Raw genomic sequence first — 20,370 nt, forward strand, 5'->3', positions numbered from 1 at the left:
GTGGTCAGCGGACCGCCGGCCAGATCGAGATGTCGGTGAACCGCACCTCGTAGGGACCGGTGCGCGGAGCATTCTGTTCGGTGTAGACGCCGAGGAGGACCCGACCGGTGGTGAGCTTCCGGTCGGTGATCGGCACGACGCCGACCGGCCGGCCCGCGCGCAGCACCTCGAGGTCGTTGCCCGCCACGCTCACCGTGATCCGGACCGGGGCGGCGCCGAGCTGCACCGGGTGGTCGTCGAGCGGGAAGGTCTTCAACACCACCACGTCTGCCGACTTGTGGGTGCTGACGTAGATGTTGCGTTCGCAGACGCGAACCTGATAGCCCTGGTTCACGCGAAAGCGCATCCAGATCGTGGCGCAGCTGTCCTTCGTCAGCAATTGGACCCCGACCTCGGCGGTGACGTCGGCGGGCTGGGAATCGGCCGGGCCCAGGCAACGGTAGACACCGACGGTCTCGCGGCGCACCACCAGGCCGTCGCGGAAGGAGCACGCAGCCCGCTCGGTGGCATCGGTGGTGGCCTGCCACAGCCGTGGCTTGCGCAGCGTGTCAACGATCGAAGGCGCGGCACCGGCCTGCACACCGCCTGCCTCCACCTCGGCGACGGTGACGCCGGGGTCGCCGGTCCGGTCCCGGCTCGGCCAGTACGCGGCGGCGAGCCCACCCACCGCCAGCACCGCGACCACCAGCAGAACCACCGCCGCCGGCAACACCCAGGGCCGCCGGGGATGCGGGTCGTGCCGGAACGGGTTGGTCACACCCGGCGGATCGACCGGTACGGGCTGGGTCACGATCGCATCCTCGGCGTACCCGACGAGCTCGGTGGGCGCCTCGACCGCGCTCGCCGCCTGCGCCTCTTGCGCGGCGACCCGCAGGTCGGGTTGGTGGGCGAGTGCGGCCGCGGCCGGGGCTGGCTGCTGTGGGCCGGCCACGAGCAAGTCGAGCAGCTCCCGGGCCGTGGGCCGCTCGGCGGGGTCCTTCGCCAGCGCCCGCTCGACCAGGTCCCGCAGCGGTCCACTGAGGCCGGTCAGGTCCGGTGGGACGGTGAGGATCCGGACGGCGGTCGCGGGCAGCGAATCGCCACCGAACGGGGTACGGCCGGTGCCCGCGTACGCGACGACGGCTCCCCAGGCGAACACGTCGGCGGCCGGGGTGAGCATGGCGCTGTCGTCGCCGAACCGCTCCGGCGCCATGTAGGCGACCGTTCCGAGCATCTCGCCGGGCAGAGTGTGGCCGTCGGTGGCCGCCAGCGACCGGGCGATGCCGAAGTCGATCACCTTGGGGCTGCCCGGGGCCAGCAGCACGTTGTGCGGTTTGAGGTCACGGTGGATGATCCCGGCGCCGTGGATGGCGGTGAGCGCGGTGGCTACCCCGATGGCGACGCTGTGCAGGTTGGCGGCGGTCAGTGGACCGCGGTCGCGCACCACGTCGGCGAGGTTCGGCCCGTCGACGAACTCGACCACCAGATAGGGCGGGTCATGTTCCGGGTCGGCGTCCAGGATCTCGGCAGTGCAGAAGGGCGGCACCTGACGGACCCGGGCGACCTCGCTGCGGAACCGCCGCCGGAATGCGTCGTCGCTGGCAAGGTCGGCGCGGATCACCTTCACCGCGACCGGGACGCCGGCCGCGGACCGGCCGAGGTAGACCGTGCCCATGCCGCCTTCGCCGAGCCGGCCGACCAGCTCGTAATCACCCAGCCGGCTCGGGTCGTGTGTGCGCAGCGGCGCTGTCCGCTCGTCCGCCATGCCCATTGCTCCTACGCCCCCGTTGCCCCGACCGCAGGAACCTTATCGGGCGACGCCAATGGCTGCGAAGGGCGTCCGTCACTGCTCGGCGAGCTTCCGGGTAGTTAAGAACATCTTTGTGTCATATGCACCGGCAGCACTGCCCAACCGAGGCGGAGGATCACTGCGCTGCGGGAAGAGCGCGGATGGCGACGTCGGCGAACGTCACCGCAGAGGTGGCCCCCGCGTTGTCGCCGGCACTGAGGCCGAGCCGGATCTGACCGCGGTCCGGGCCGTCGTCGGGCAGCGCGAAGTCGTCGGCGAATGTCCCATTCAGGAACACCTCCGCAGCGCCCTCGCGGACCACCAGGTGCACCCGAAGGGCCTGGCGCAGCGTGAGGCGCCGGTCGAAGCGGAAGCTGTCCAGCTCCTCCCGTTGCCCGGACGCGCTGTCCTCGGCGACCGAGATCTCGTCCTGGCAGACCGACAGGACGTGTCCGCCGACGCTGTCGTCCCAGTGGAACCACATTTCGGCACAGCTGCCGGCCGTCTGCAGCGCCACGGAAACGTCGATCCCGGTGTCATCGGCGAACTCGTCGGTGGGTCCGAGGCACTGGAAAGCGCCGTCTCCGGCCAGCTCGGCTCGCAGGACCCCGCGCAGGAGACACTGAGCGTCGCCGGCCCGGGTCTGACTCTCGAGCCACTGGTCGGGCTGGTTCAGCGCGTCCTGGAGCACCAGTTGTCCACCGGTGGGCTCCTGCGGATCGCGCTCCTCGGGAGCGGCCGACTCCTCGTCGTCAGGTTCCTGCGTCTTGCGGTCCTTCGGCGGTGCCGACGTCCGGTTCTTCGCCGGTGGTGTCGCGCCGCCCGCCTGACCGGGTGCCGAGGCTGACGATTCCGGCGAGTCGTCCGGCGAGGGGGCGCCCGCTACCGGCGTACCGGGGAAACCGTTGTTGAGGACGAAGCCGACCGTGCCGATTCCCGCGAGAACGAGCAAGACGGCCAGGACGGCGAGCAGCCGGTGCCCTCGCCTGCGGCGCGGGCGAGCCGGCGCCGGCGGCGCAAACGCGCCCCGATCGGCCACCAAGGTGGGGTCCCGACTCACCGCGGCGGGTCGGACCGGGGCCGGGCGGACTGCCGCGGCGGGTGCCGGACTCACCGGGGCGCGGTCGTCGAGCAGCAGATCCAGCAATTCGCGGGCGGTCGGCCGGTCCTGAGGCTCCTTGGCGAGAGCGAGTGCGACGACATCCCGCAGCGGCTGCGGCAGGCCGTCCAGGTGCGGCGGCTGGGTAAGGATCCGAGCCGCGGTCGCCGCCGGTGAGTCGCCCTGGAACGGGGTACGGCCGGTGCCCGCGTACGCCACCACGCACGCCCACCCGAAGACGTCCGCGGCGGCCGTCAGAGGCGCGCCCGTCTCCGACGCGAACCGCTCCGGCGCCATGTACGCCACCGTCCCGACCATCTGATCGGTACGGGTGTGCCGGCTGGTCGCCTCGAACGCGCGGGCGATACCGAAGTCGATGACCTTGGGGCTGCCCGGCGCCAACAGCACATTGCCGGGTTTGAGGTCGCGGTGGATGACGCCGGCGCCGTGAATGCCGGACAGCGCGGTGGCAACGCCTACAGCCAGCGAGTGCAGAGCAGCAGCGCGCAGCGGGCCACGGTCCTCCACCACGTCGGCGAGGCTGGGGCCGTCCACGTACTCGACGACCAGGTACGGCGGGTCGTGGTCGAGGTCGGCGCCGAGCACTTCGGCCGTACAGAAGGAGGGCACCTGGCGGGCGCGTTCCACCTCGCTGCGGAAGCGTCGCTGGAATTCCTGGTCGTGGGCCAGGGTGGCGTGGATCAGTTTGATTGCCACGAGGGCGCCGTCGGGCTCTTCGGCGAGATAGACCACGCCCATGCCGCCCGAGCCGAGGCGGCCGAGCAGTCGATAGTCGCCGAGCCACTCGGGGTCGCCGCGGTGCAGCGGACTTGACCGGTCGTCCATGATCAACCCCCGGCCACACGACGACGGGACAGCAGGAATGCCGCGGGCACCAGGACGACCAGGGCGAGGGCGAACCAGCCCGCGCCGAGATCGCCCACCACGTCACTGAGTACGCGCTGGATGTCCGTGGCAAAGTTGACCACCGGATCGCGGCCGGCGCCCCGCAGGTTCCCGGCAAGGCGCAGCTCGTACCAGCCGTAGTAGGCCACGTACGCACCTGCGAGCACGAGCACGACTCCCCCAGCCCGGGAAAGGTAAGCCGCCGCGCGGCGCAGCCGGGCCACGGCCGAGACCCGGACCAGCGCGACCGCAAGCGCGGTGACGCCGATGACCAGGCCCATGCCCACGGCGTAGGCGACAAACAGGAGCAGGCCCTCGGCGAGCGAACCCGCGCGCAGGCTGGATGCCACGAGGGCGAGGAAGGGGCCGATCGCGCAGCCCAGGGACGCCAGCGCGTACGCCATCCCGAACAGGACCATCGACGCGACCGTGCCGGTCAGCCGGGGCGCCCGCAGCACCCGGCCCGGCGAGGGCAACGACCGGCCGGCCAGCAGCCAGGCGCCGAGCAGCACCAGGCCCAGCCCGAAGACCACGGTCAGCCAGGGCAACCGTGGCTGCAGCCAACCGGTGAGCGGAGTGAGCAGCACCCCGAAAGCACCGAACACGGTGACATATCCGAGGGTCAGCGCGGCAGTGCACCCCAACGCCCGGCCCGCCGCGGCGAGACCCGGGCGAGGCCGATCCGGCTGATCCTCCCCGGCCACCAACACCGACAGGTACGCGGGCAGCAGCGCGAACCCACACGGGTTGACCGCACCGAGCATTCCGGCGGTGAGCGCGAGCAGCAGCGGCGCTTCCACGGCTCAGGCCACCAGTGCCTTGACCCTCGAGGTGAGCTGCAGGTCGTCGAGATAGCCGGTGATGACGGTGCGCCCGGCCCGGTCGATGATCACGTACGTGCTCTGCTGGGTGATGCCGAACTTCTTCCACAGCTTGCCGGGCTCGTCGTCGAGGTGTGGCACGGCGCCCACCTCGAGGTCGCTGACGAACTCGTGCATCGCCTTGTTGCCGCCCATGCCGGCGATGCCCAGGATGTTGAGGCGGTCGCCGTACTCCTGCTGGATATCAGCGAGTGACATGGCCTGGCTGGCGCAGGTCGCGCACCAGGGTGCCCAGAACCACAGGATGGTCGGCTTGCCCGCCAGCGTCGCGGCATCGAAGGACTTGCCGTCGAGGGTCTTGCCCGCGAACGAGAGCGAGGCGGGCACCACCGGGGTGTCTTCCGCTTCCGCCCCGGCCGCCGCTGCTGCAGGAGCGGCGGCCGGGACGGCAGCGGGAGCCGCCGGAGCGGCAGTGGTGCCGCAGCCGGCCGCTGCCAGCACAGCGGCCGTCGCGAGCAGAACCCTGACCTTCACTTCTTGCCCGCCTCCGTGAGTCGAAGGGCGAGCGCCGGGCACACGTTGACCGCCTTGCGGGCGCCGTTCTCCAGCCACGGCGGCAGCGGGGTCTGCGGAAACGCCGGGAAGCCGTTCGCGTCCAGCCGGATGATCTCGGGCGCGACCGCCGAGCACAGCCCGTGCCCGTCGCACCGCGACCAGTCCAGCGCCAGCTTCCGCGCACCCTGCTGCTGGTGGTACGGCAACGGCAGGATGCCGCGGGTCTGCTTGCCGCAGCCCTCACCGTTGGCGTGCAGCTCGACGTCGCGGGCGAAAACCTCGAGCGCCGACAAGGCGAAGCGCGAGGTGCCGTCCGGGTGGCTGCACGCGCCCCGACCCTTGACCACACCGGCGGCCTGACGCACGTTCTCCAGCGCGCTACCGCCCAGCGCGACCAGAGTGACCGCCCGGGCCAGGTCGGGCAGGCCCAGCCGGCACGGGCCGCACTGGCCGGCGGACTCGCCGGCCAGGTACTGCACGACCTGGGCGACCTCGCCCAGCGGGCAGGTCTGCGAGCCGATCGGGATCAGCATGCCGGCGCCCAGCGTGCCGCCGACCTTGGCGAAGCCCTTGCGCGAGATGGTGACGGTCTTGGCGGCCTCGGCGGTGATCCACTTGCCGTGGTAGCCGCCGACGAGCAGGCCGGGACCGATGTCGGCGCCGCACATCTCCAGCACCTCCATCAGCGGGGTGCCGGTCGGTGCCTCGACCACGGCGGGTGCGGTCGACGAGCCGCCGACCGTCAGCATAACCGTGCCCGGCTCCTCCGGGATGCCGACCGAGTTGTACTCCCACGGACCCAGCCGGGCCGCGATGGCGAGCTGCGAGTACGTCTCGGCGTTGGAGAGCAGGGTGGGCAGCCCGGCCACGCCGTTGTCGCTGGAGCGGACCTTGCGGCCCGGCGGGATGTGCGCCTCGCCGTTGATGCCGCGGACCAGGGCGCCGCCCTCGCCGGAGATGAACCGGTGCGGCACGGTGACGATCCGGGTGGGCACCGGCATCCGACGCTCGGCCAGCGCCGCGGCCAGCGAGTCCTGGCCGATGCCGTCGTCGGCCACCCCGATCACGATCTCCTCGGCGTCGAGCGCGGCCGCGGCCAGCGCGGCGCCGTCGAGGATCAGGTGCGGGGCCCGGGTCAGGACCGCCTTGTCCTTCCACGAGGGCGGCTCGCCCTCGGTGGCGTTCACCACGATGATCGGTGGCAGATCCTGGCGGCGGCACGAGTCGAGCACCGCGCGCACTTTGCGGGCGAACGGGAAGCCGGCCCCGCCGCGCCCACGAAGCTCGATCCGGTCGGCCAACCCGATCAGCTCACCGCTGGACAGCGCCGCGAACCCGCCGTGCACTTCCTGGTGAGCGACCAGGTCGAGTCGGCCGTACTCGTCGAAGCCCGCCGTGATCCGCGGCGTGCCGATCGAGGTGACGGGTGGCACCTTGCCGCCGCTCACGCCGCAGCTCCGTTCACGTCACCCACGCTGGTTCCCCTGAGGTGTGTCACTGTGCCTCTCCTCGCAGCTGCGCCCAGTAGCGGTCGTCAGCTGCCTCATCGGTGGCGCGTCCCCGAGATCCTCGACGGGCCCCCCGGCCCGATCCGGTACGCACCGGTTCCTGCTGTGTCGCCTTGCGGGCGCGACGCTGCGCCATGTCGACGAGCGTCGGCGTCTCGTCGGCCTCCAGGTAGTTCGGGTCGTCGTAGGCGTCGGCCGCCTCGGCGCCCAGGTCCACGAACTCGCTGCGGCTGTGCCGCCCCGAGTCCGCGCGATCGACGTCGACACCGCGGTCACGCCGGATCCGCGGGGTGTCCTCGTCGTCGTAACGGGCGGCTCGCCGCTCGGCCGGGCGGGCCGGCTCGTCCTCGTCGTACCGGCTCCGCCGCCGCGGCGGTTCCTCGTCGTACCGGTCGTCTTCCGGCGCGCGGCGGGCCCGCGGCACCGGCATCTCCTCGTCCTCGCCGGTGTACCGACGGCCCTGGGAGCGCGGGGCCGGCTCTTGCTCAGGTTCGGCGTAGCGGCGGGAACTCCGACGGGGAGCCTCGTCGTAGTCGTCCTCGACCCGGCGGCGGCCGCGGGGGGCGGGCAGGTCGTCCTCGTCGTCGTAGCGGCGGGCGTCCTCGTCCAGGGCCCGGCGCGAGATCGGCCGGGTCGGCTCGTCGAACGCCGGGGCGCTGCGACGCTGGCGCGGGGCGGGGGCGTCGTCGGCATACCGGGAGCGCGGCGCCGGCATGTCGTCCTCGAACTCCCACCGCTGGGTGGGTGCGTCGTCGTAGTCGCGGTGCCGGCGGGCGCGCTCCTCCTCGTCGACCCGGCGGCGCGGGCGACGCTCGGCGATCGGACCCGCACCGGCCGGGGTGGGCCCGGCGGGGACGGAGCTGACCGGGGCGGGCGCCGCGGGGCTGACGGGACGGGGAGCGGGCTCGGCGGCGGCAGCCGGTGCGGGCCGCGGTGCGGCGGGCACCCAGGCCTCCACGGCGTTGTCCCGGTCGGAGACCATCGGGTCCTCGCGACGGCTGCGAGGGCCCCGGCCCTTGGCGATCGGCGACGTGGGCGCCAGCTTGCCGACCGGCTTCATCCCGCCCGGGCCGCCGCCGGCCGTGCCGGCCTGCGACGCGAAGTCCTTGCGGCGGTTGAGGCTGACCGCGATCCGGACCGCCAACCCGATGAGTACGCCCAGCACGCAGACGACGTAGCTGACGTTGACCCAGGCAGCGGCGGGCCGGCCGGCGTTGAGGCCGTGCAGCAGGGCGATCGGCCACAGCAGGTAGGAGACACTGTGCACGGCGCGCCACATCCACGGCTTGCCGCGGCCGATGAACCGGGCTCGGGCGATGCCGGTCCACATCATCAGCACCATGAGCCAGCCGGAGAGCGTGCCGAATCCGACGTACGTGGAGTTGAGGCCCTGGTAGAGGAAGGGCACGAACACGTCGATGAGGCCGATGTGCTGCTCGGCGTACTTGGTCCAGACGTGCACGAACAGGGCGGAGACCGCCAGGACACCGGTCGTCCGGTGCGCCGACTGCAGGAGCAGCCGCTGCCGGATGGACAGCACCAGCCGGTCGGTCGAGACCAGCCCGATCATGATCGTGATCGAGAGGGACACGAGCGCGACGACGCCCATGTAGAACTCGAGGTAGTAGAAGATGTAGATGTAGGCGACGCGTCCCGCGGGGATGAGCATCATCACGGCCCAGATCGCCGCGAGGATCGACGTGCCGAACAGGGCGACGGTGAGTTTCGAGGGTGGTGTCCGGCCACCCGTGGCACCCATCTCGACGTCCACACGACCGGTGGATCGTTCATTCGTCTTCGTCCGGGCCATAGCTCCTCGTTCTCCGCAGCGGTCAAGGCGTCCGTCGTGGGCGTGCGCTGGACGCCGGCATCCGTGGGGGATGCCCCGCGCTATTACTGTCGGGCCGGTCCGGTGACGGTGCTGTCCTTCCTTACGGTGCGTCGTCGCCGGTCCTTGCCCTCCCCCATCTACGTGTGGCGGGCCGCTTCGGATGAACGATCGGGAACTTCTTTACCGGCGAGTTTGCACGGCCCTGCTACCCACGGTGGTCGTCATGCCGTTGACCTGCGCAAACTCGATGATCGGGCCGGAGCTTCGGTGGGTGAGAAAACACCGGCGGCAGTGATCCTGCGCGCGCGGTGAACCTTTCGCGCCGCTGGTCCGAACTACCTCATGATGCGGGTCCTTCGACGACGTTCCGTGAGGAGTTGATTGCTGTGCGGCTACGCGCTGTCTGGGCGGCGACCGCCTTGGCCATCGCCGCGGCCCCCCTCGCCCTGCCCGGCCGGGCCACTGCTGTGGAACCCGGCTTCGAGGTACGCATCACCGAACTTCCTGCCACTCTCGGCGCCGGTGCCGAAAGTCGCACGCTCACCGTCGTGGTGTCGAGCGAGCGCGGCCGGTGCCAGAAGGTCCGCTGGTCGCTGATCCTGCGCTCGGACGGCCCCCGACTGGACGAGGTCGACGTGGAACGGGTGGAGGAGGGCGGCGACTTCCCGGTCCAGGTCCAACGCACCGCCGGCGCCACCCGGATCACCGACCAGCAGCTGGACCCGGGCCAGCTGTGCCGGGGCAGTACGGTGACCGCGACATATCGGGTCAGCGTCGACGATGATGCGGCGACCGGACGGCTGGTCTTCGCCCCGCAAGCGTTCACCGCCCGCGGCACCCTGTTGCAGGAGGCAGCGGGGGAAACCCCGGTGGTGGGTCAGCGGGCCGAGGCCACGCCGACCAAATCGGCCAGCCCCGAACCGGAAGAATCAGACGACGCCGAGGACGAGGCTGCCCCGGCCCCGACGAAAACGAACGACTCCATCAACGGGGTGTCGGCCTCGTCCGAAGGCGGCTCGCCGTCCCTGCTCGGACCCGGCCTGATCGTCGGCGCGGTCCTGGTGTTCCTCGGTGTCGCCTTGCTGCTGCGCCTGCGCATGCGCAACCGATCGGCCCCGCCGGGCACCACGCCGGCGCACCTGTATTCCTAGACCTTCACGAGGGGCCGGATGCCGGTGTCCCGCCCACCCGGGCGGGGCGCCGGCATCCACTTATTCCGCGAGCAACGCCTCGAGCAGCGCACGCCGCCCGGCCGGCTCCGCCACCCGCAGCCATGGGCAGGCGATGTGCAGGACTGCGACCCGGCCTGTCGCGCGCAACCGACGCACCGCCGCCACCACCTCGGCCGCCGGTGGCCCGCCTGGCGCAGGAAAGAGCAGGCCGGGCAGCTCCGCCGGGTCGACGACATCCAGATCCACGTGCAGGACCAGCGGCCCATCGGGGGCATCGCCGGCGGACAGCCCGGTGACCGTCGTCCGGCGGATCCGACTAGCGGCCAGGAAGGCCACTTCGGCCGGGTCGAGGTCGCGGGCGCCGACCAGCAACACGCGGTCTTCCGGGACCGGGCGCAACCCGAGCCGCGCCGCTACCAGCTCCGGGTCGCCGCCCAGGGCGAGCCGCAGCGAGAGCCCACCGGGATAGCCGGAAGTCGATGTTGCGCGCGTGTGGACGTCACCGTGAGCGTCAAGCCACACCAGGGCCGGGTCCGGCTGCGCTGCGGCTCGCTGCGCTGCGGCTCGCTGCGCTCCCGCCAGGACGGCGACGGCGAGGAGGCAGTCGCCGGACACCACCGTCACCGGGGACGGCACTGCGGCGACCGCTCCCGCCACTGCTTCTCCGAGAGCGGAAAGCCGGGTCCAGAGGTCGCCCGATGGCAGCTCCGGATCGATCACCCGAGTCGCCGCGGCGGCGGGCACCGGCAGAAGGTCGCCGGGCAGCCGCTCGTCCTGGTGGTAGGGGACGACGATCACCATCCGGCGATCCTAAGGCGCTAGGGGCCGTCCAGGCGTAATACCGTCTCTTCGATTTCCTGGCCGCGGGCGGTCGCATACGCGACTTCCTTGCCGACCGGCCGGAAGCCGGCCTTGCGCAGCACGCCGAGCGAACCGGGGTTGTCGCTGGCGGCGCGGGCGGTGATCGGCCGAACCGGCACGGTGGCGAGGAACTTCCGGACCGCAGCGGTGGCGATGCCCCGGCCCCAAAATTCCCGGCCCAGCCAGTAGGTGATCTCGGTGTCGGTGCCGACCGCGAAGCTGGCGATGGTCCCGGCCAGTTCGCCGTCGGCCGTGATCGCCTGCAGGTGGATGTCCGGCGCCGTCCGCAATCGGACCAGGTGCGCGTCGAAGGCCACCCGGTCGTCGGGGTCCTCGGCGGTGAATGCCGCCATCCGGACCGCCTCGGGATCGCGCATCTGGTCGTAGATGGCGTCCAGGTCCTCGTCGCGCACCTCGCGCAGGCCGATCTCGGTCAACGCCGGCTCCCCTCTCGGCCGCGGAGGGGCCGGGGCCGTCGCGGCAGCCTACCCGGATCTGTCCGCGCCCCAGGCTACCCCAGGCGTACGAATGGCGCACAAGAGCCATATTGCTCGCTTGGGAGCGCTCCCATAGGCTCGCACCATCCCCCGGCAAGTGATGCTTGTCGATTCCCTGCAGGACAGGAGCGTCCACTCGTGAGACCTCGTCCCCTCCTGATCGCCGCCGTCACCCTGCTCACCACCGGAGTTGCCGCCACGGTCGCCACCCCACCGGCCGCGGCGGCAACTCCCCCCACGTTCGTCGGCCGGGTGGACAACCCGTACGCGGAAGGTCGGGGTTATGTGAATCCACAATGGCGGGCCAAGGCCGAGGCCGAGCCCGGCGGCAACCGGGTCGCGCACCACCCGACCGCCGTGTGGCTGGACCGCATCGCCGCGATCGAGGGCGTCGACGGCGGCATGGGCCTGCGGGACCACCTGGACGCCGCCCTCGCCCAGAACGCCGGCTACGTGCAGTTCGTGATCTACAACCTGCCCGGCCGGGACTGCTCGGCGCTGGCCTCCAACGGCGAGCTCGGCACCGGCGAGCTGGCCCGCTACCAGAGCGCATACATCGACCCGATCGCTGCGATCCAGGCCGAGCCCGCCTACGCGAGCCTGCGCATCATCAACGTGGTCGAGATCGACTCACTGCCCATCCTGGTCACCAACACGAACGTCCCCACCTGCGCCACCATGAAGCAGAACGGCGGCTACGTGCAGGGCATCGGCTACGCACTGCGCAAGCTCGGCGCCATCGCCAATGTCTACAACTACCTCGATGCGGCCCACCACGGCTGGATCGGCTGGGACTCCAACTTCGGCCCGTCCGCCGACGTCATGCTCGAAGCCGCCCGGGCGTCCGGCGACGTGCGTACGGTCCACGGCTTCATCACCAACACGGCGAACTATTCGGCGCTGATCGAGCCGTACTTCACCGTCGGCACGACCGTGAACGGGACGAGTGTGCGGCAGTCGCGGTGGGTGGACTGGAACTCCTACGTCGATGAGCTGTCGTTTGCCCAGGCGTTCCGCCGCAAGCTGGTGTCGATCGGTTTCGACCCCGGCATCGGCATGCTGATCGACACGTCCCGCAACGGGTGGGGCGGCTCGGCACGCCCCACCGCGGCGAGTGGCGCCACCGAGGTCAGCGCCTTCGTCGACCAGTCCAGAGTCGACCGGCGGATCCACGCCGGCAACTGGTGCAACCAGGCCGGCGCCGGGCTCGGTGAACGGCCGCGCGCTCATCCCGCGCCGGACGTCGACGCTTACGTCTGGGTGAAGCCGCCGGGCGAATCGGACGGCTCCAGCACGGCGATCCCCAACGATGAGGGCAAGGGCTTCGACCGGATGTGCGATCCCACCTATCCGGGCAACGAGCGCAACGGGCACAACCCCAGCGGGGCGCTGAGTGGGGCGCCGCTGTCGGGCCACTGGTTCTCCGCCCAGTTCCAGCAACTGATGGCGAACGCGTACCCGGCGCTGTGAGGCAACGCCGGCGGGCGGTCCGGCGCCGAGCGGGACCGCCCGTTCAGGTTGATGTGCGACGATGCCGCCGTGCCGGCACCGCTGTTGGAAGTCATCGCCCTGACCGCCGCCGACGCCGAGGCCGCCCGCCGGGGCGGCGCCGATCGGGTCGAGCTCGTCACGGACATGGACCGGCAGGGCCTCACCCCGGCCGTCCGTACGTTCACCGCGGTGCGCTCCGCGGGACTTCCGGTGCGTGTCATGCTGCGCGCCCAGGACGGCTACGCAGCCGGCGACGATGCCGTCGTCCGCGCGGCGGCAGCCCTCCGCGATGCCGGCGCCGAGGAGTTCGTGTTGGGCTTCCTCGACCCGCACGGCGCTGTCGACCGGCCCGCCGTCGAGGGTGTGCTGGCGGTGCTCGACGGCTGCCGGTGGACGTTCCACCGGGCCATCGACCATGTGCGGGACCGGGCCGCCGCCTGGCGTGCCCTCGACGGCCTGCCGGGCCTCGACTACGTGCTCACCGCGGGCAGCCCAGAGGGCGTCGGCATGGGCCTGTCCACGCTGTGCGCCGAGGCAGACCCCAGCACCCAGCACGCGGCGGGCGAGAGCCTTCAGCCAGCGGCAAACCGGTGGTCGCAAGCCACGGCAGGCAGCGGCGCAGACCAGGCGCCGCGGATCCTTGCCGGCGGCGGATTACGCCCGGAGCATCTCGAGCCGCTGCTAGCCGCGGGCGTCGACGCTTTCCACACCGGCAGCGCGGTGCGCCCCGGCGGTTGCTGGGACGCACCGGTCGACGCACGCCTGGTCCGCGCGTGGGCCGAGCGACTTCAGCGGCCGGTCGCCGACAGGTAGCGGTAGCCGAACCTGGTGAGCCGCGCCGGGTCCAGCACATGCCGGCCGTCCAGCAGCACCGGCGTCCGCATCAACGCCGCCAGCTTGCCCCATTCAAGGTCGAGGTACTGCGGCCATTCGGTGACCAGCACCACCGCGTCGCTGTCGTCGAACACGTCGGCCACATCAGCCGCCAGGAACTCGGCCAGGTCGGGCTGCTCGGCACGGAACCGGTCCGCGGCGACCGGGTCGTGCAGCCGGATCCGGGCGCCGCGGTCCAGCAGCATCCGGGCGATGTCCAGGGCCGGGGCGTCGCGCAGGTCGTCGGTGTGCGGCTTGAAGGCCAGGCCGAGCAGCCCGATCCGGCGGCCCTTGAGGATGCGCAGCTCGTCCAGGAGCCGGTCCACGACCAGGCGGCGCTGCAGCTGGTTGACCTCGCGGGCGGCCGCCACGATCGGCATCTCGTGGTGGTATTCGGCGCCGGTCGCGATCAGCGCGGCGGTGTCCTTGCCGAAGCAGGAGCCGCCCCAGCCGATGCCCGGTTGCAGGAACCGCGGCCCGATCCGGGTGTCCAGCCCGATGCCCCGGGTTACCTGAGTGATGTCGGCACCGACCCGGCCGGCCAGCTGCCCGATCTCGTTGGCGAAGCTGATCTTCAGGGCCAGGAAGGCGTTGGCCGCGTATTTGATCAGCTCGGCCGACGCCAGGTCGGTGGAGACCATCGGCACCGCGCCGATGTCTCCGGGCCGGGGCAGATAGGTAGGCGGCGTGAACGTTTGGTTGAGGATGGTGCGGTAGAGGCGGTTGAGCACATCGAGGCTGCGGGGGTTGTCCGAGCCGACGACCACCCGATCGGGGTACAGGGTGTCCTGGATGGCGGCGCCCTGGCGCAGGAACTCCGGGTTCGACGCCACGGAGAACTCCCCGTCGCTGCGCCGCTGCTGGGTGCGCTCGAAGGACTCCCGCAGGATGGAGTCGACCCAGTTGCTGCTGCCGATCGGCACGGTCGACTTGTTCACCACGACCGTGAAGTCGCCGCCGATGTGCGCACCCACGCTCTCCGCCGCCGAGCGCAGAAATTGCAGGTCAGGGTTGCCGTCTGGCAATGACGGCGTCTGCACGGCAATGAACACGACCTCGGCGTCCGGCACGGCGGCGCGGTAGTCGGTGGTGAAGGTCAGCCGCTCGGCGGAGTCGGCCAGCAGCGCATCCATGTGCGGCTCGTAGATCGGTGAGCGCCCCGAAGCGAGCAGGTCGACCTTCGCCTGGTCAAGGTCGACGCAGGTGACATCGTGGCCGAGGAAGGCCAGGCTCACGCCGGTGGTCAGCCCCACGTACCCGGTTCCGACGACGCACACCCTCATGGTCAGTACTCCCTCTCGCTCGCGGTCCCCGGCTGATGGAGACGGTAGTGCTTCGTGGCGCGCACCACGTCATCGCGGGATGCTCAGGCGCGTCCCCTCGCTGCCGATTCATGGATCCGTGACCCTCAGCAGCGCGATCCGCAGCACCGGTGGCGTAACCGCCACCGGCACGTTGCTGCCCCCGCTCGACGGTCAGTCCCAGCTGCTCGCCGACCTCGTCGAGGTCATGACGCGGGACATTCCCTCGCTGGACCATATTCTCGCGCTCGTCGACCGCCGGCTCAGCGAGCCGTGCGGGATGACCGCGGCCACCGTTTTCACCCTCGACCCCGACGACGGCAGCCTGCGCGCCGCCGCCACCATCGGCCCCGCCGCCGCCGACGACCTGCGGGTCGCGGGCCGGGTGTTCCGCGTCTCGGCCGGAGCACCCCCGGTGCAGGTGAACGACCGTACGGCGATCCGCCTGCGCATCGGCGGACAGACCGTCGGCGTCCTGGTGCTGACCGGCACCGACCTCGACCAGCTCCGTCCCGACGTGGCCGCGGGCACTGCCCTGCAGGTAGCCGCCACGTTGCAGGTGCTGGCGGCCGAGGTGCACCGGCAGTACACCGAGCACGCCACCAGCACGATCCGGAAGCTGTTCGAGGAGGGCGCCACGGCGACGTCCGTCGAGGCGGCCGGGCAGCTGCTCGCCAAGGCGACCGGCGCCGCGTTCCGCACCGAGCGGGCGGCCGTCCACCTGGTCGGCCCGGACGGGCTGATCCGGTACGCCGTCGGTGTCGGCATCGACCAGGACATGAGTGACGAGCTGCGGAGCAAGCTGGTCGGCCGGCGCGCCGCCGACTCACCCGTGTGGCACCTCATGCAGAAGATCAACGGCCCGGTCCTGGTCTCGGACACCGATCAGACCGACATCAGCACGGGCGGCTTCGTGGACACCATGAAGTTGCGGTCCTTCCTCGCGATGCCGCTGATGTCGGCCTCCGGCCCGGTCGGCGTCGTGCTGTGCGGCGACACCACGGTGCGCGACTGGTCCGGTCGCGACCACAACCTGGCCCGTCAGGTGGCGATGGAGGGCGCGCTGATCGTCGACGGCGCCCGGATGCGGCAGGCCGAGCAGCAACACGTGGCCGAGCTGACCCGGCAGGCGTACCACGATGCGTTGACCGGGCTGCCGAACCGTTCGCACCTGATGGAACGCGCGGCGCACGAGATCGAGGTGGCTACCGGGAGCGGCGGGCGACTCGCGCTGCTGCTGCTCGACCTGGACGGCTTCAAGCGGGTCAACGACACGGTCGGCCACCACGCCGGCGACGCGTTGCTGCAGGCGGTCGGGCAACGGTTGCAGACCGCCGTGCGGGACCACGACATGGTGGCCCGGCTCGGCGGCGACGAGTTCGCCATCCTGCTGACCCGCAACCCGGACGCCGACTCGGCTGCCGCCATCGCCGGGCGGATCCACGCCCGGCTCAGCGAGCCCTTCGACATCGAGGGCACCGACGTGCACGTCGGCGCCAGCATCGGCATCGCCCTGTTCCCGTCCGACGCCGGCGACATGACGACCCTGATGCGCGGCGCCGACGCCGCGATGTACCGCGCCAAGCGCGGTGGCGGTGGCGTGCGTTCCTCCGCCGGCTGAGATCAGCCGGCCAGTTCGCGGGCCAGGACGCCGATGTCCGGCTGGTCGGTGAAAAGGCCGTCGATTCCCGTACGCAGGAACGTGACCTGCTCGTCGATCGCCCGTCCGTAGGCGGCGGGGTCCGCACCGGTGCGCAGCTCAGCGGGCAGGAACTGGTTCTCGGCGCGGAACGTGTACGGCATGACCTTGAGCCGCGCGGCGTGCGCGTCGGCGACCAGTCGGGTGGGCGTGCCGAGGGTGCCGTCGGCGTTCCGGCCGATGATCTGGTTCTTCTCGGGGCCGATGCCGGAGATGGTGTACGCGAGCTCGCGCAGCCCGGCCGGAGTCAGGTACTCCGCGTACGTCTTGGGGTCGTTGTACGGCCCGCCGGTGGCGCTGGTCAGGAACACCAGCGGGCAGTGCACCCGGTACTGGTCGCGCAGCATGCGCAGGTTCTTCGCCTCGAACGACTGGACGAAGACGGGCGCGGCGCGCCGGTCCAGCCCGTACGTGCGCAGCAGCCGGACCAGCGGCGTTTCCAGGTCGAGGCCGAGGAGGCGGAAGTAGGTGGGGTGTTTGGTCTCGGGGTATACGCCGATCTCGCGGTCGAGTTCCCGGCTGAGGCGCTGCCGCAGCTCCAGCACTTCCTGGAAGGTCGGCACCGGGAAGAGGCCGTTGTAGAGGGTGTTGCGTTGCCGGACGTCCGGGATCCGCTCGGTGGCCCGCAGGGTCCTCAGCTCGGCCAGGGTGAAGTCGTGGGTGAACCAGCCGGTGACGGAAACGCCGTCGAGCAGGACCGTCCGTTTGCGGTCGGCGAACTCGGGGCGCGCGGCGACGTCCGTGGTGCCGCCGATCTCCGGTTCGTGCCGGGCGACCAGCACGTGGTCCTTGGTGGCGACGAGGTCCGGCTCGATGAAGTCGGCGCCCATGCGCGCGGCCAGCTCGTAGGACGCCAGCGTGTGCTCCGGTCGGTAGCCGGACGCCCCGCGATGCCCGATGACCAGCGACCGGGTGCCCGGGCGGTGCGACGCTGCCCGGGTTTCTGCGGCGAGCACCGGCGCCTCTGCCGCAGCGAGCGGCTCGGTAGCGGCGAGCGCTGCCGTTCCGGTGGCGGCGAGCACTGGCGTGCCAGCGGCCAGCGCTCCCAGACGCAGCACCTGTCGGCGGTCTGCCACGACGTCCTCCACGGTGTCAGCCGGCGACCGTCGCCGGATCTCCCGCGCAGCAGTCCAACCGATCAGTGCGACGAACCAGCGACATTGCCATGACCGAGTGTCGAAAGTTAGGAAAAGCACGTAACGGGAAAGACATCATCGTGGACGACATTGCCGATCGTCCCCTTTCCTCCCCCCACGAGGTACCGACATGGGCTTCCTCGAGCGCCGCACCCGGGCGAACGACCGTTATGGGAGCAAACCCCGCCCCCGGTCCGCCGGCTCGAACGAGCCGATCTATGTCCCGCCGGCGCCACGCACCCCCGCCCCGGACGCCGGGCCGGATCCCGGTCCCGTCCCGGAGGCAGCGCCGGATCCCGGTCCGATGCCTGCACCGACGGTCCGGGGAGCCGACCTCGGCCGGTTGCTCGGCCGCAGCGTCCTCGAGGCCGAAGTGCAACAGATCTGCCGCGAGTACGGCCTCATTCCACGTTCCGGGGTGACCGGTTCCGGGCTGTCCCGGTCGTACCTGGCTCGGGAGTCCGGCGTGGAACTGGCGGCGGACACGCACGGCCGGATCACCACTGTCTTCCTGCACTTCCACGGCGACGACGGGTTCGTCTCCTACCGGGGCGAGATCCCGGGTGGCGCGGGTGCCGTGCCCCGGCGGGCCGCGCTGCAGTCCCGGCTGGGGCCCCCGGTCGAAAGTGGTGACCCGTACGACGACCGCTACCTCGGCGCGTACGGGCCGTGGGACCGCTGGATGTTGCCCGCCTTCCGGCTACACGCCCAGTACGCCCTGGACGGCGAGACGGTGGCCCGGGTGACGCTGACCGATCACTACGAGTAACGAACGCCCGCGAAACCGCGGATTACCGCCGCCGGAGAACCGCGCCGGCCGGAAGATCGTCTAGCCGGACATGAGACCCAGTGCCGCTGTGCTGGACGTTCGGTCCGGCCCTTCCCCCGCAGCCGTCCCGTCCCCGTCTCCGGCGACCCGGTGGCGGCCGTCACTCACCGCTACCGTCGCAGCCGGCAGTGCCGGTAGTGCTCTGCTGGTGGCGGTCACCCTTGTCCAGGCGCTCCTGCCCGGGACCTTGACGGTCGCCCTCGGACTGACCGGTATGGGCCTGGTCGTGGCGGCCTGGTCGTTCCTCGGCCGCACGCACCGGCAACTGCCGACCCGCACCCTGTACGGGATCGCCGCCGCCTGGTCCGCGCCGCTGCTCGCGGCCGCACCCCTGTTCAGCGGGGACGTGTGGAGCTACCTGGCGCAGGGATTGATCACGGCTTCCGGGCAGGACCCGTACACGCTCGGTCCGCTGCCGGCACTCGGGTCCGCCTCGCCCGTTACGCAGCACGTCAGCCACTACTGGCTCGAGACGCCCGCCCCGTACGGCCCGGCGTGGCTCGCGCTGTCCAGGGGCGTGGCCTTGGTGACCGGCGAGCACCTGATCGCTGCTGTCGGGGCGTACCGAATGATCGCTCTGGTGGGTGTCGCCCTGCTGGCGTGGGCACTGCCGCGACTCGCCCGCCGGGCCGGCGCCGACCCGTCGTCGGCGGTGTGGCTCGGCTTGCTCAACCCGCTGGTGCTGTGGCACCTCGTGGCGGGTGTGCACAACGACGCCCTGCTGCTCGGTGTGGTGCTGTGCGGGTTGGAACTCGCGCTGTCCGGCATGGATCGGGCATTCGGCCAGGCCCGGATCGCGGCAGGTTTGGCGCTGGTGACAGTCGCCGCGAACATCAAAGTCGTGGGCTTCGCGGCGGTGTGCTGTCTGGCCGTCGTCCTGGCCCGGCGCGGCAACCCGTTCCGTACGGTCCTGGGTGTGGCTGCCGGCAGCGCCGCCGTCACCGCAGGCATCTCGTGGTGGACCGGGCTCGGCTTCGGCTGGATCGGCGCGATGGGCGCCAGCACGGCCGTGCACAGCTGGCTGGCCCCGACGAACATGCTCGGCTTCCTCGTCGGCGGCATCGGCAAGCTCGCCGGCGTGCAGATCACCGAACCTGCCATCCGAGTTCTGGTGCTCGTCGGCGCCGCCGGCTGCGCGGTCATCGTGGTACGGCTGTTGCTCGCGATGTACCGCGGCACCCTCGAGGTCGTCCGGGGCCTCGGGCTGGTGCTGGCCGCCGTGGTGCTGTGCGGGCCGGTGGTGCAGCCGTGGTACCTGCTGTGGGCGGTGCTACCGCTGGCTGCGGCCGCGCGACGCCGACGAGACCGCACGATCCTCGCGGGGGTCGGCGCGGTCCTCGCGCTGGCCCTGCCGCCTGTCGCCGCCGGCGTGCTGCCGCTGATCACCGGCTATCTCGCGGCCGGCGGACTGTTCGCCCTGCTGGCCCTGCTGCTCAGGCCGGCCGCCGCCGCGCGGGTAGCAGCCGGTGGGCGCTGTCGAGCAAGTGTTCCCTCAGCACGGCGTCGTCCAAGGCGGCAACGCCCGGGTCGGTCAGCGGTGCGGCCAGCCCACCCATGAAGATCATCAGTGGGATCCGGGCGGCCGGTTCCGGGGTCAGCCCCAGCACCAACGTGAGGATGCGGTTCCACCACTCCAGCCGGTCCGGGTGCCGGTCCAGAAGGCGGGCCACGTACGGATCACCCATCACCATCGAATAACGGGACCGGCTCTCGAGGATCAGGTCGACCAGTCCGGTCAGGAACTCGTCGAGCCGGGCCGGCCGGCCGCGCTGCCCCTCCGCCCTGGTGAGGATGGCGTCGAGCTGCTCGAAGATCGGTGCGAGCACGCCCAGGACCAGGTCGTCCTTGGTCTTGTAGTGGTAGTAGACGGCGGCTTTCGTGACGCCCATGTCGTCAGCGATCGCCTGCAACGAGGTGCCTTCCACGCCATGACCCGCGAAGAGCCGGAGCGCGGCGTCGTGCAGTTGCGCCTTACCCGCGCCGCGTGGCCGCGACCGTACCGCCTGCGTCATGAACTCCCGCC

General features: G+C 71.5%; 15 protein-coding genes and 2 pseudogenes. 6 read left to right on the forward strand and 11 right to left on the reverse strand.

Translation table 11 applies throughout. The features are described 5' to 3' along the window. Positions 1-4: 4 nt before the first annotated feature. The 6 genes from ACIA1L_RS24550 to ACIA1L_RS24575 form a co-directional block, all read right to left on the reverse strand. Positions 5-1,744 carry a serine/threonine-protein kinase gene (locus ACIA1L_RS24550; protein WP_396075235.1) on the reverse strand — a complete coding sequence of 580 codons (1,740 nt, stop codon included), beginning with the start codon at positions 1,742-1,744 and terminating at the stop codon, positions 5-7. A gap of 160 nt (positions 1,745-1,904) precedes the next feature. Then, positions 1,905-3,713 (reverse strand): protein kinase, encoded by a 1,809-nt coding sequence (locus tag ACIA1L_RS24555; protein ID WP_396075236.1) that lies wholly within the window; start codon positions 3,711-3,713, stop codon positions 1,905-1,907. A gap of 2 nt (positions 3,714-3,715) precedes the next feature. After that, the gene (locus ACIA1L_RS24560; protein WP_396075237.1) at positions 3,716-4,573 is read right to left on the reverse strand and encodes a cytochrome c biogenesis CcdA family protein; all 858 of its coding nucleotides are present in this window, start codon (positions 4,571-4,573) and stop codon (positions 3,716-3,718) included. Positions 4,574-4,576: 3 nt separating this feature from the next. Next, positions 4,577-5,128, reverse strand: a complete 552-nt coding sequence (locus ACIA1L_RS24565) for a TlpA family protein disulfide reductase (RefSeq protein ID WP_396075238.1) — start codon at positions 5,126-5,128, stop codon at positions 4,577-4,579. Continuing rightward, the gene (locus tag ACIA1L_RS24570) at positions 5,125-6,597 is read right to left on the reverse strand and encodes an NADH-ubiquinone oxidoreductase-F iron-sulfur binding region domain-containing protein (protein WP_396075239.1); all 1,473 of its coding nucleotides are present in this window, start codon (positions 6,595-6,597) and stop codon (positions 5,125-5,127) included. Before ACIA1L_RS24570 ends, ACIA1L_RS24565 begins: the two co-directional genes overlap by 4 nt. 46 nt (positions 6,598-6,643) lie before the next feature. Then, positions 6,644-8,467, reverse strand: coding sequence for a translation initiation factor III (locus tag ACIA1L_RS24575; RefSeq protein WP_396075240.1), 1,824 nt, complete (start codon positions 8,465-8,467; stop codon positions 6,644-6,646). 407 nt (positions 8,468-8,874) lie between these two features. Here ACIA1L_RS24575 and ACIA1L_RS24580 point away from each other — a divergent pair, with 407 nt between their 5' ends. Continuing rightward, positions 8,875-9,639 (forward strand): hypothetical protein, encoded by a 765-nt coding sequence (locus ACIA1L_RS24580; protein WP_396075241.1) that lies wholly within the window; start codon positions 8,875-8,877, stop codon positions 9,637-9,639. Between the two features lie 60 nt (positions 9,640-9,699). Here ACIA1L_RS24580 and ACIA1L_RS24585 read toward each other — a convergent pair whose 3' ends face one another. Beyond that, positions 9,700-10,461, reverse strand: a complete 762-nt coding sequence (locus ACIA1L_RS24585; protein WP_396075242.1) for an arginase family protein — start codon at positions 10,459-10,461, stop codon at positions 9,700-9,702. Between the two features lie 17 nt (positions 10,462-10,478). Continuing rightward, on the reverse strand, positions 10,479-10,958 hold the full coding sequence (locus ACIA1L_RS24590; RefSeq protein ID WP_396075244.1) for a GNAT family N-acetyltransferase: 480 nt from the start codon (positions 10,956-10,958) through the stop codon (positions 10,479-10,481). 204 nt (positions 10,959-11,162) lie between these two features. On the opposite strand from ACIA1L_RS24590, the pseudogene ACIA1L_RS24595 reads away from it, so the two are divergent. Next, positions 11,163-12,488, forward strand: a pseudogene (locus ACIA1L_RS24595) (glycoside hydrolase family 6 protein); the annotation flags it as partial. A 69-nt stretch (positions 12,489-12,557) separates the two neighbouring features. Continuing rightward, on the forward strand, positions 12,558-13,322 hold the full coding sequence (locus ACIA1L_RS24600) for a copper homeostasis protein CutC (RefSeq protein ID WP_396075245.1): 765 nt from the start codon (positions 12,558-12,560) through the stop codon (positions 13,320-13,322). Here ACIA1L_RS24600 and ACIA1L_RS24605 read toward each other — a convergent pair. After that, entirely contained in the window at positions 13,298-14,665 is a 1,368-nt protein-coding gene (locus ACIA1L_RS24605; protein WP_396075246.1) for a UDP-glucose dehydrogenase family protein, read from the reverse strand. The two genes, ACIA1L_RS24600 and ACIA1L_RS24605, sit on opposite strands and share 25 nt — an antisense overlap. Positions 14,666-14,783: 118 nt before the next feature. Between ACIA1L_RS24605 and ACIA1L_RS24610 the strand changes: the two genes are divergently transcribed. Beyond that, complete coding sequence (locus tag ACIA1L_RS24610) at positions 14,784-16,304, forward strand: diguanylate cyclase domain-containing protein (RefSeq protein ID WP_396075247.1); 1,521 nt, start codon at positions 14,784-14,786, stop codon at positions 16,302-16,304. A 2-nt stretch (positions 16,305-16,306) separates the two neighbouring features. Here the strand turns inward: ACIA1L_RS24610 and ACIA1L_RS24615 are convergent, their stop codons facing one another. Then, positions 16,307-17,458 (reverse strand): glycerophosphodiester phosphodiesterase, encoded by a 1,152-nt coding sequence (locus ACIA1L_RS24615; protein WP_396075248.1) that lies wholly within the window; start codon positions 17,456-17,458, stop codon positions 16,307-16,309. A gap of 190 nt (positions 17,459-17,648) precedes the next feature. Between ACIA1L_RS24615 and ACIA1L_RS24620 the strand changes: the two genes are divergently transcribed. After that, positions 17,649-18,287, forward strand: coding sequence for a hypothetical protein (locus ACIA1L_RS24620; RefSeq protein ID WP_396075249.1), 639 nt, complete (start codon positions 17,649-17,651; stop codon positions 18,285-18,287). Positions 18,288-18,495: 208 nt separating this feature from the next. After that, positions 18,496-19,905 carry a polyprenol phosphomannose-dependent alpha 1,6 mannosyltransferase MptB gene (gene mptB, locus ACIA1L_RS24625; protein ID WP_396075250.1) on the forward strand — a complete coding sequence of 470 codons (1,410 nt, stop codon included), beginning with the start codon at positions 18,496-18,498 and terminating at the stop codon, positions 19,903-19,905. Between the two features lie 283 nt (positions 19,906-20,188). On the opposite strand, the pseudogene ACIA1L_RS24630 reads toward mptB, so the two are convergent. Continuing rightward, positions 20,189-20,359 (reverse strand): annotated as a pseudogene (locus ACIA1L_RS24630) (TetR family transcriptional regulator); the annotation flags it as partial. Positions 20,360-20,370: the final 11 nt, after the last annotated feature.

Origin of the sequence: Actinoplanes sp. NPDC051859 (assembly GCF_044452725.1) — a bacterium.
In the GTDB taxonomy this organism is placed as follows: domain Bacteria; phylum Actinomycetota; class Actinomycetes; order Mycobacteriales; family Micromonosporaceae; genus Actinoplanes.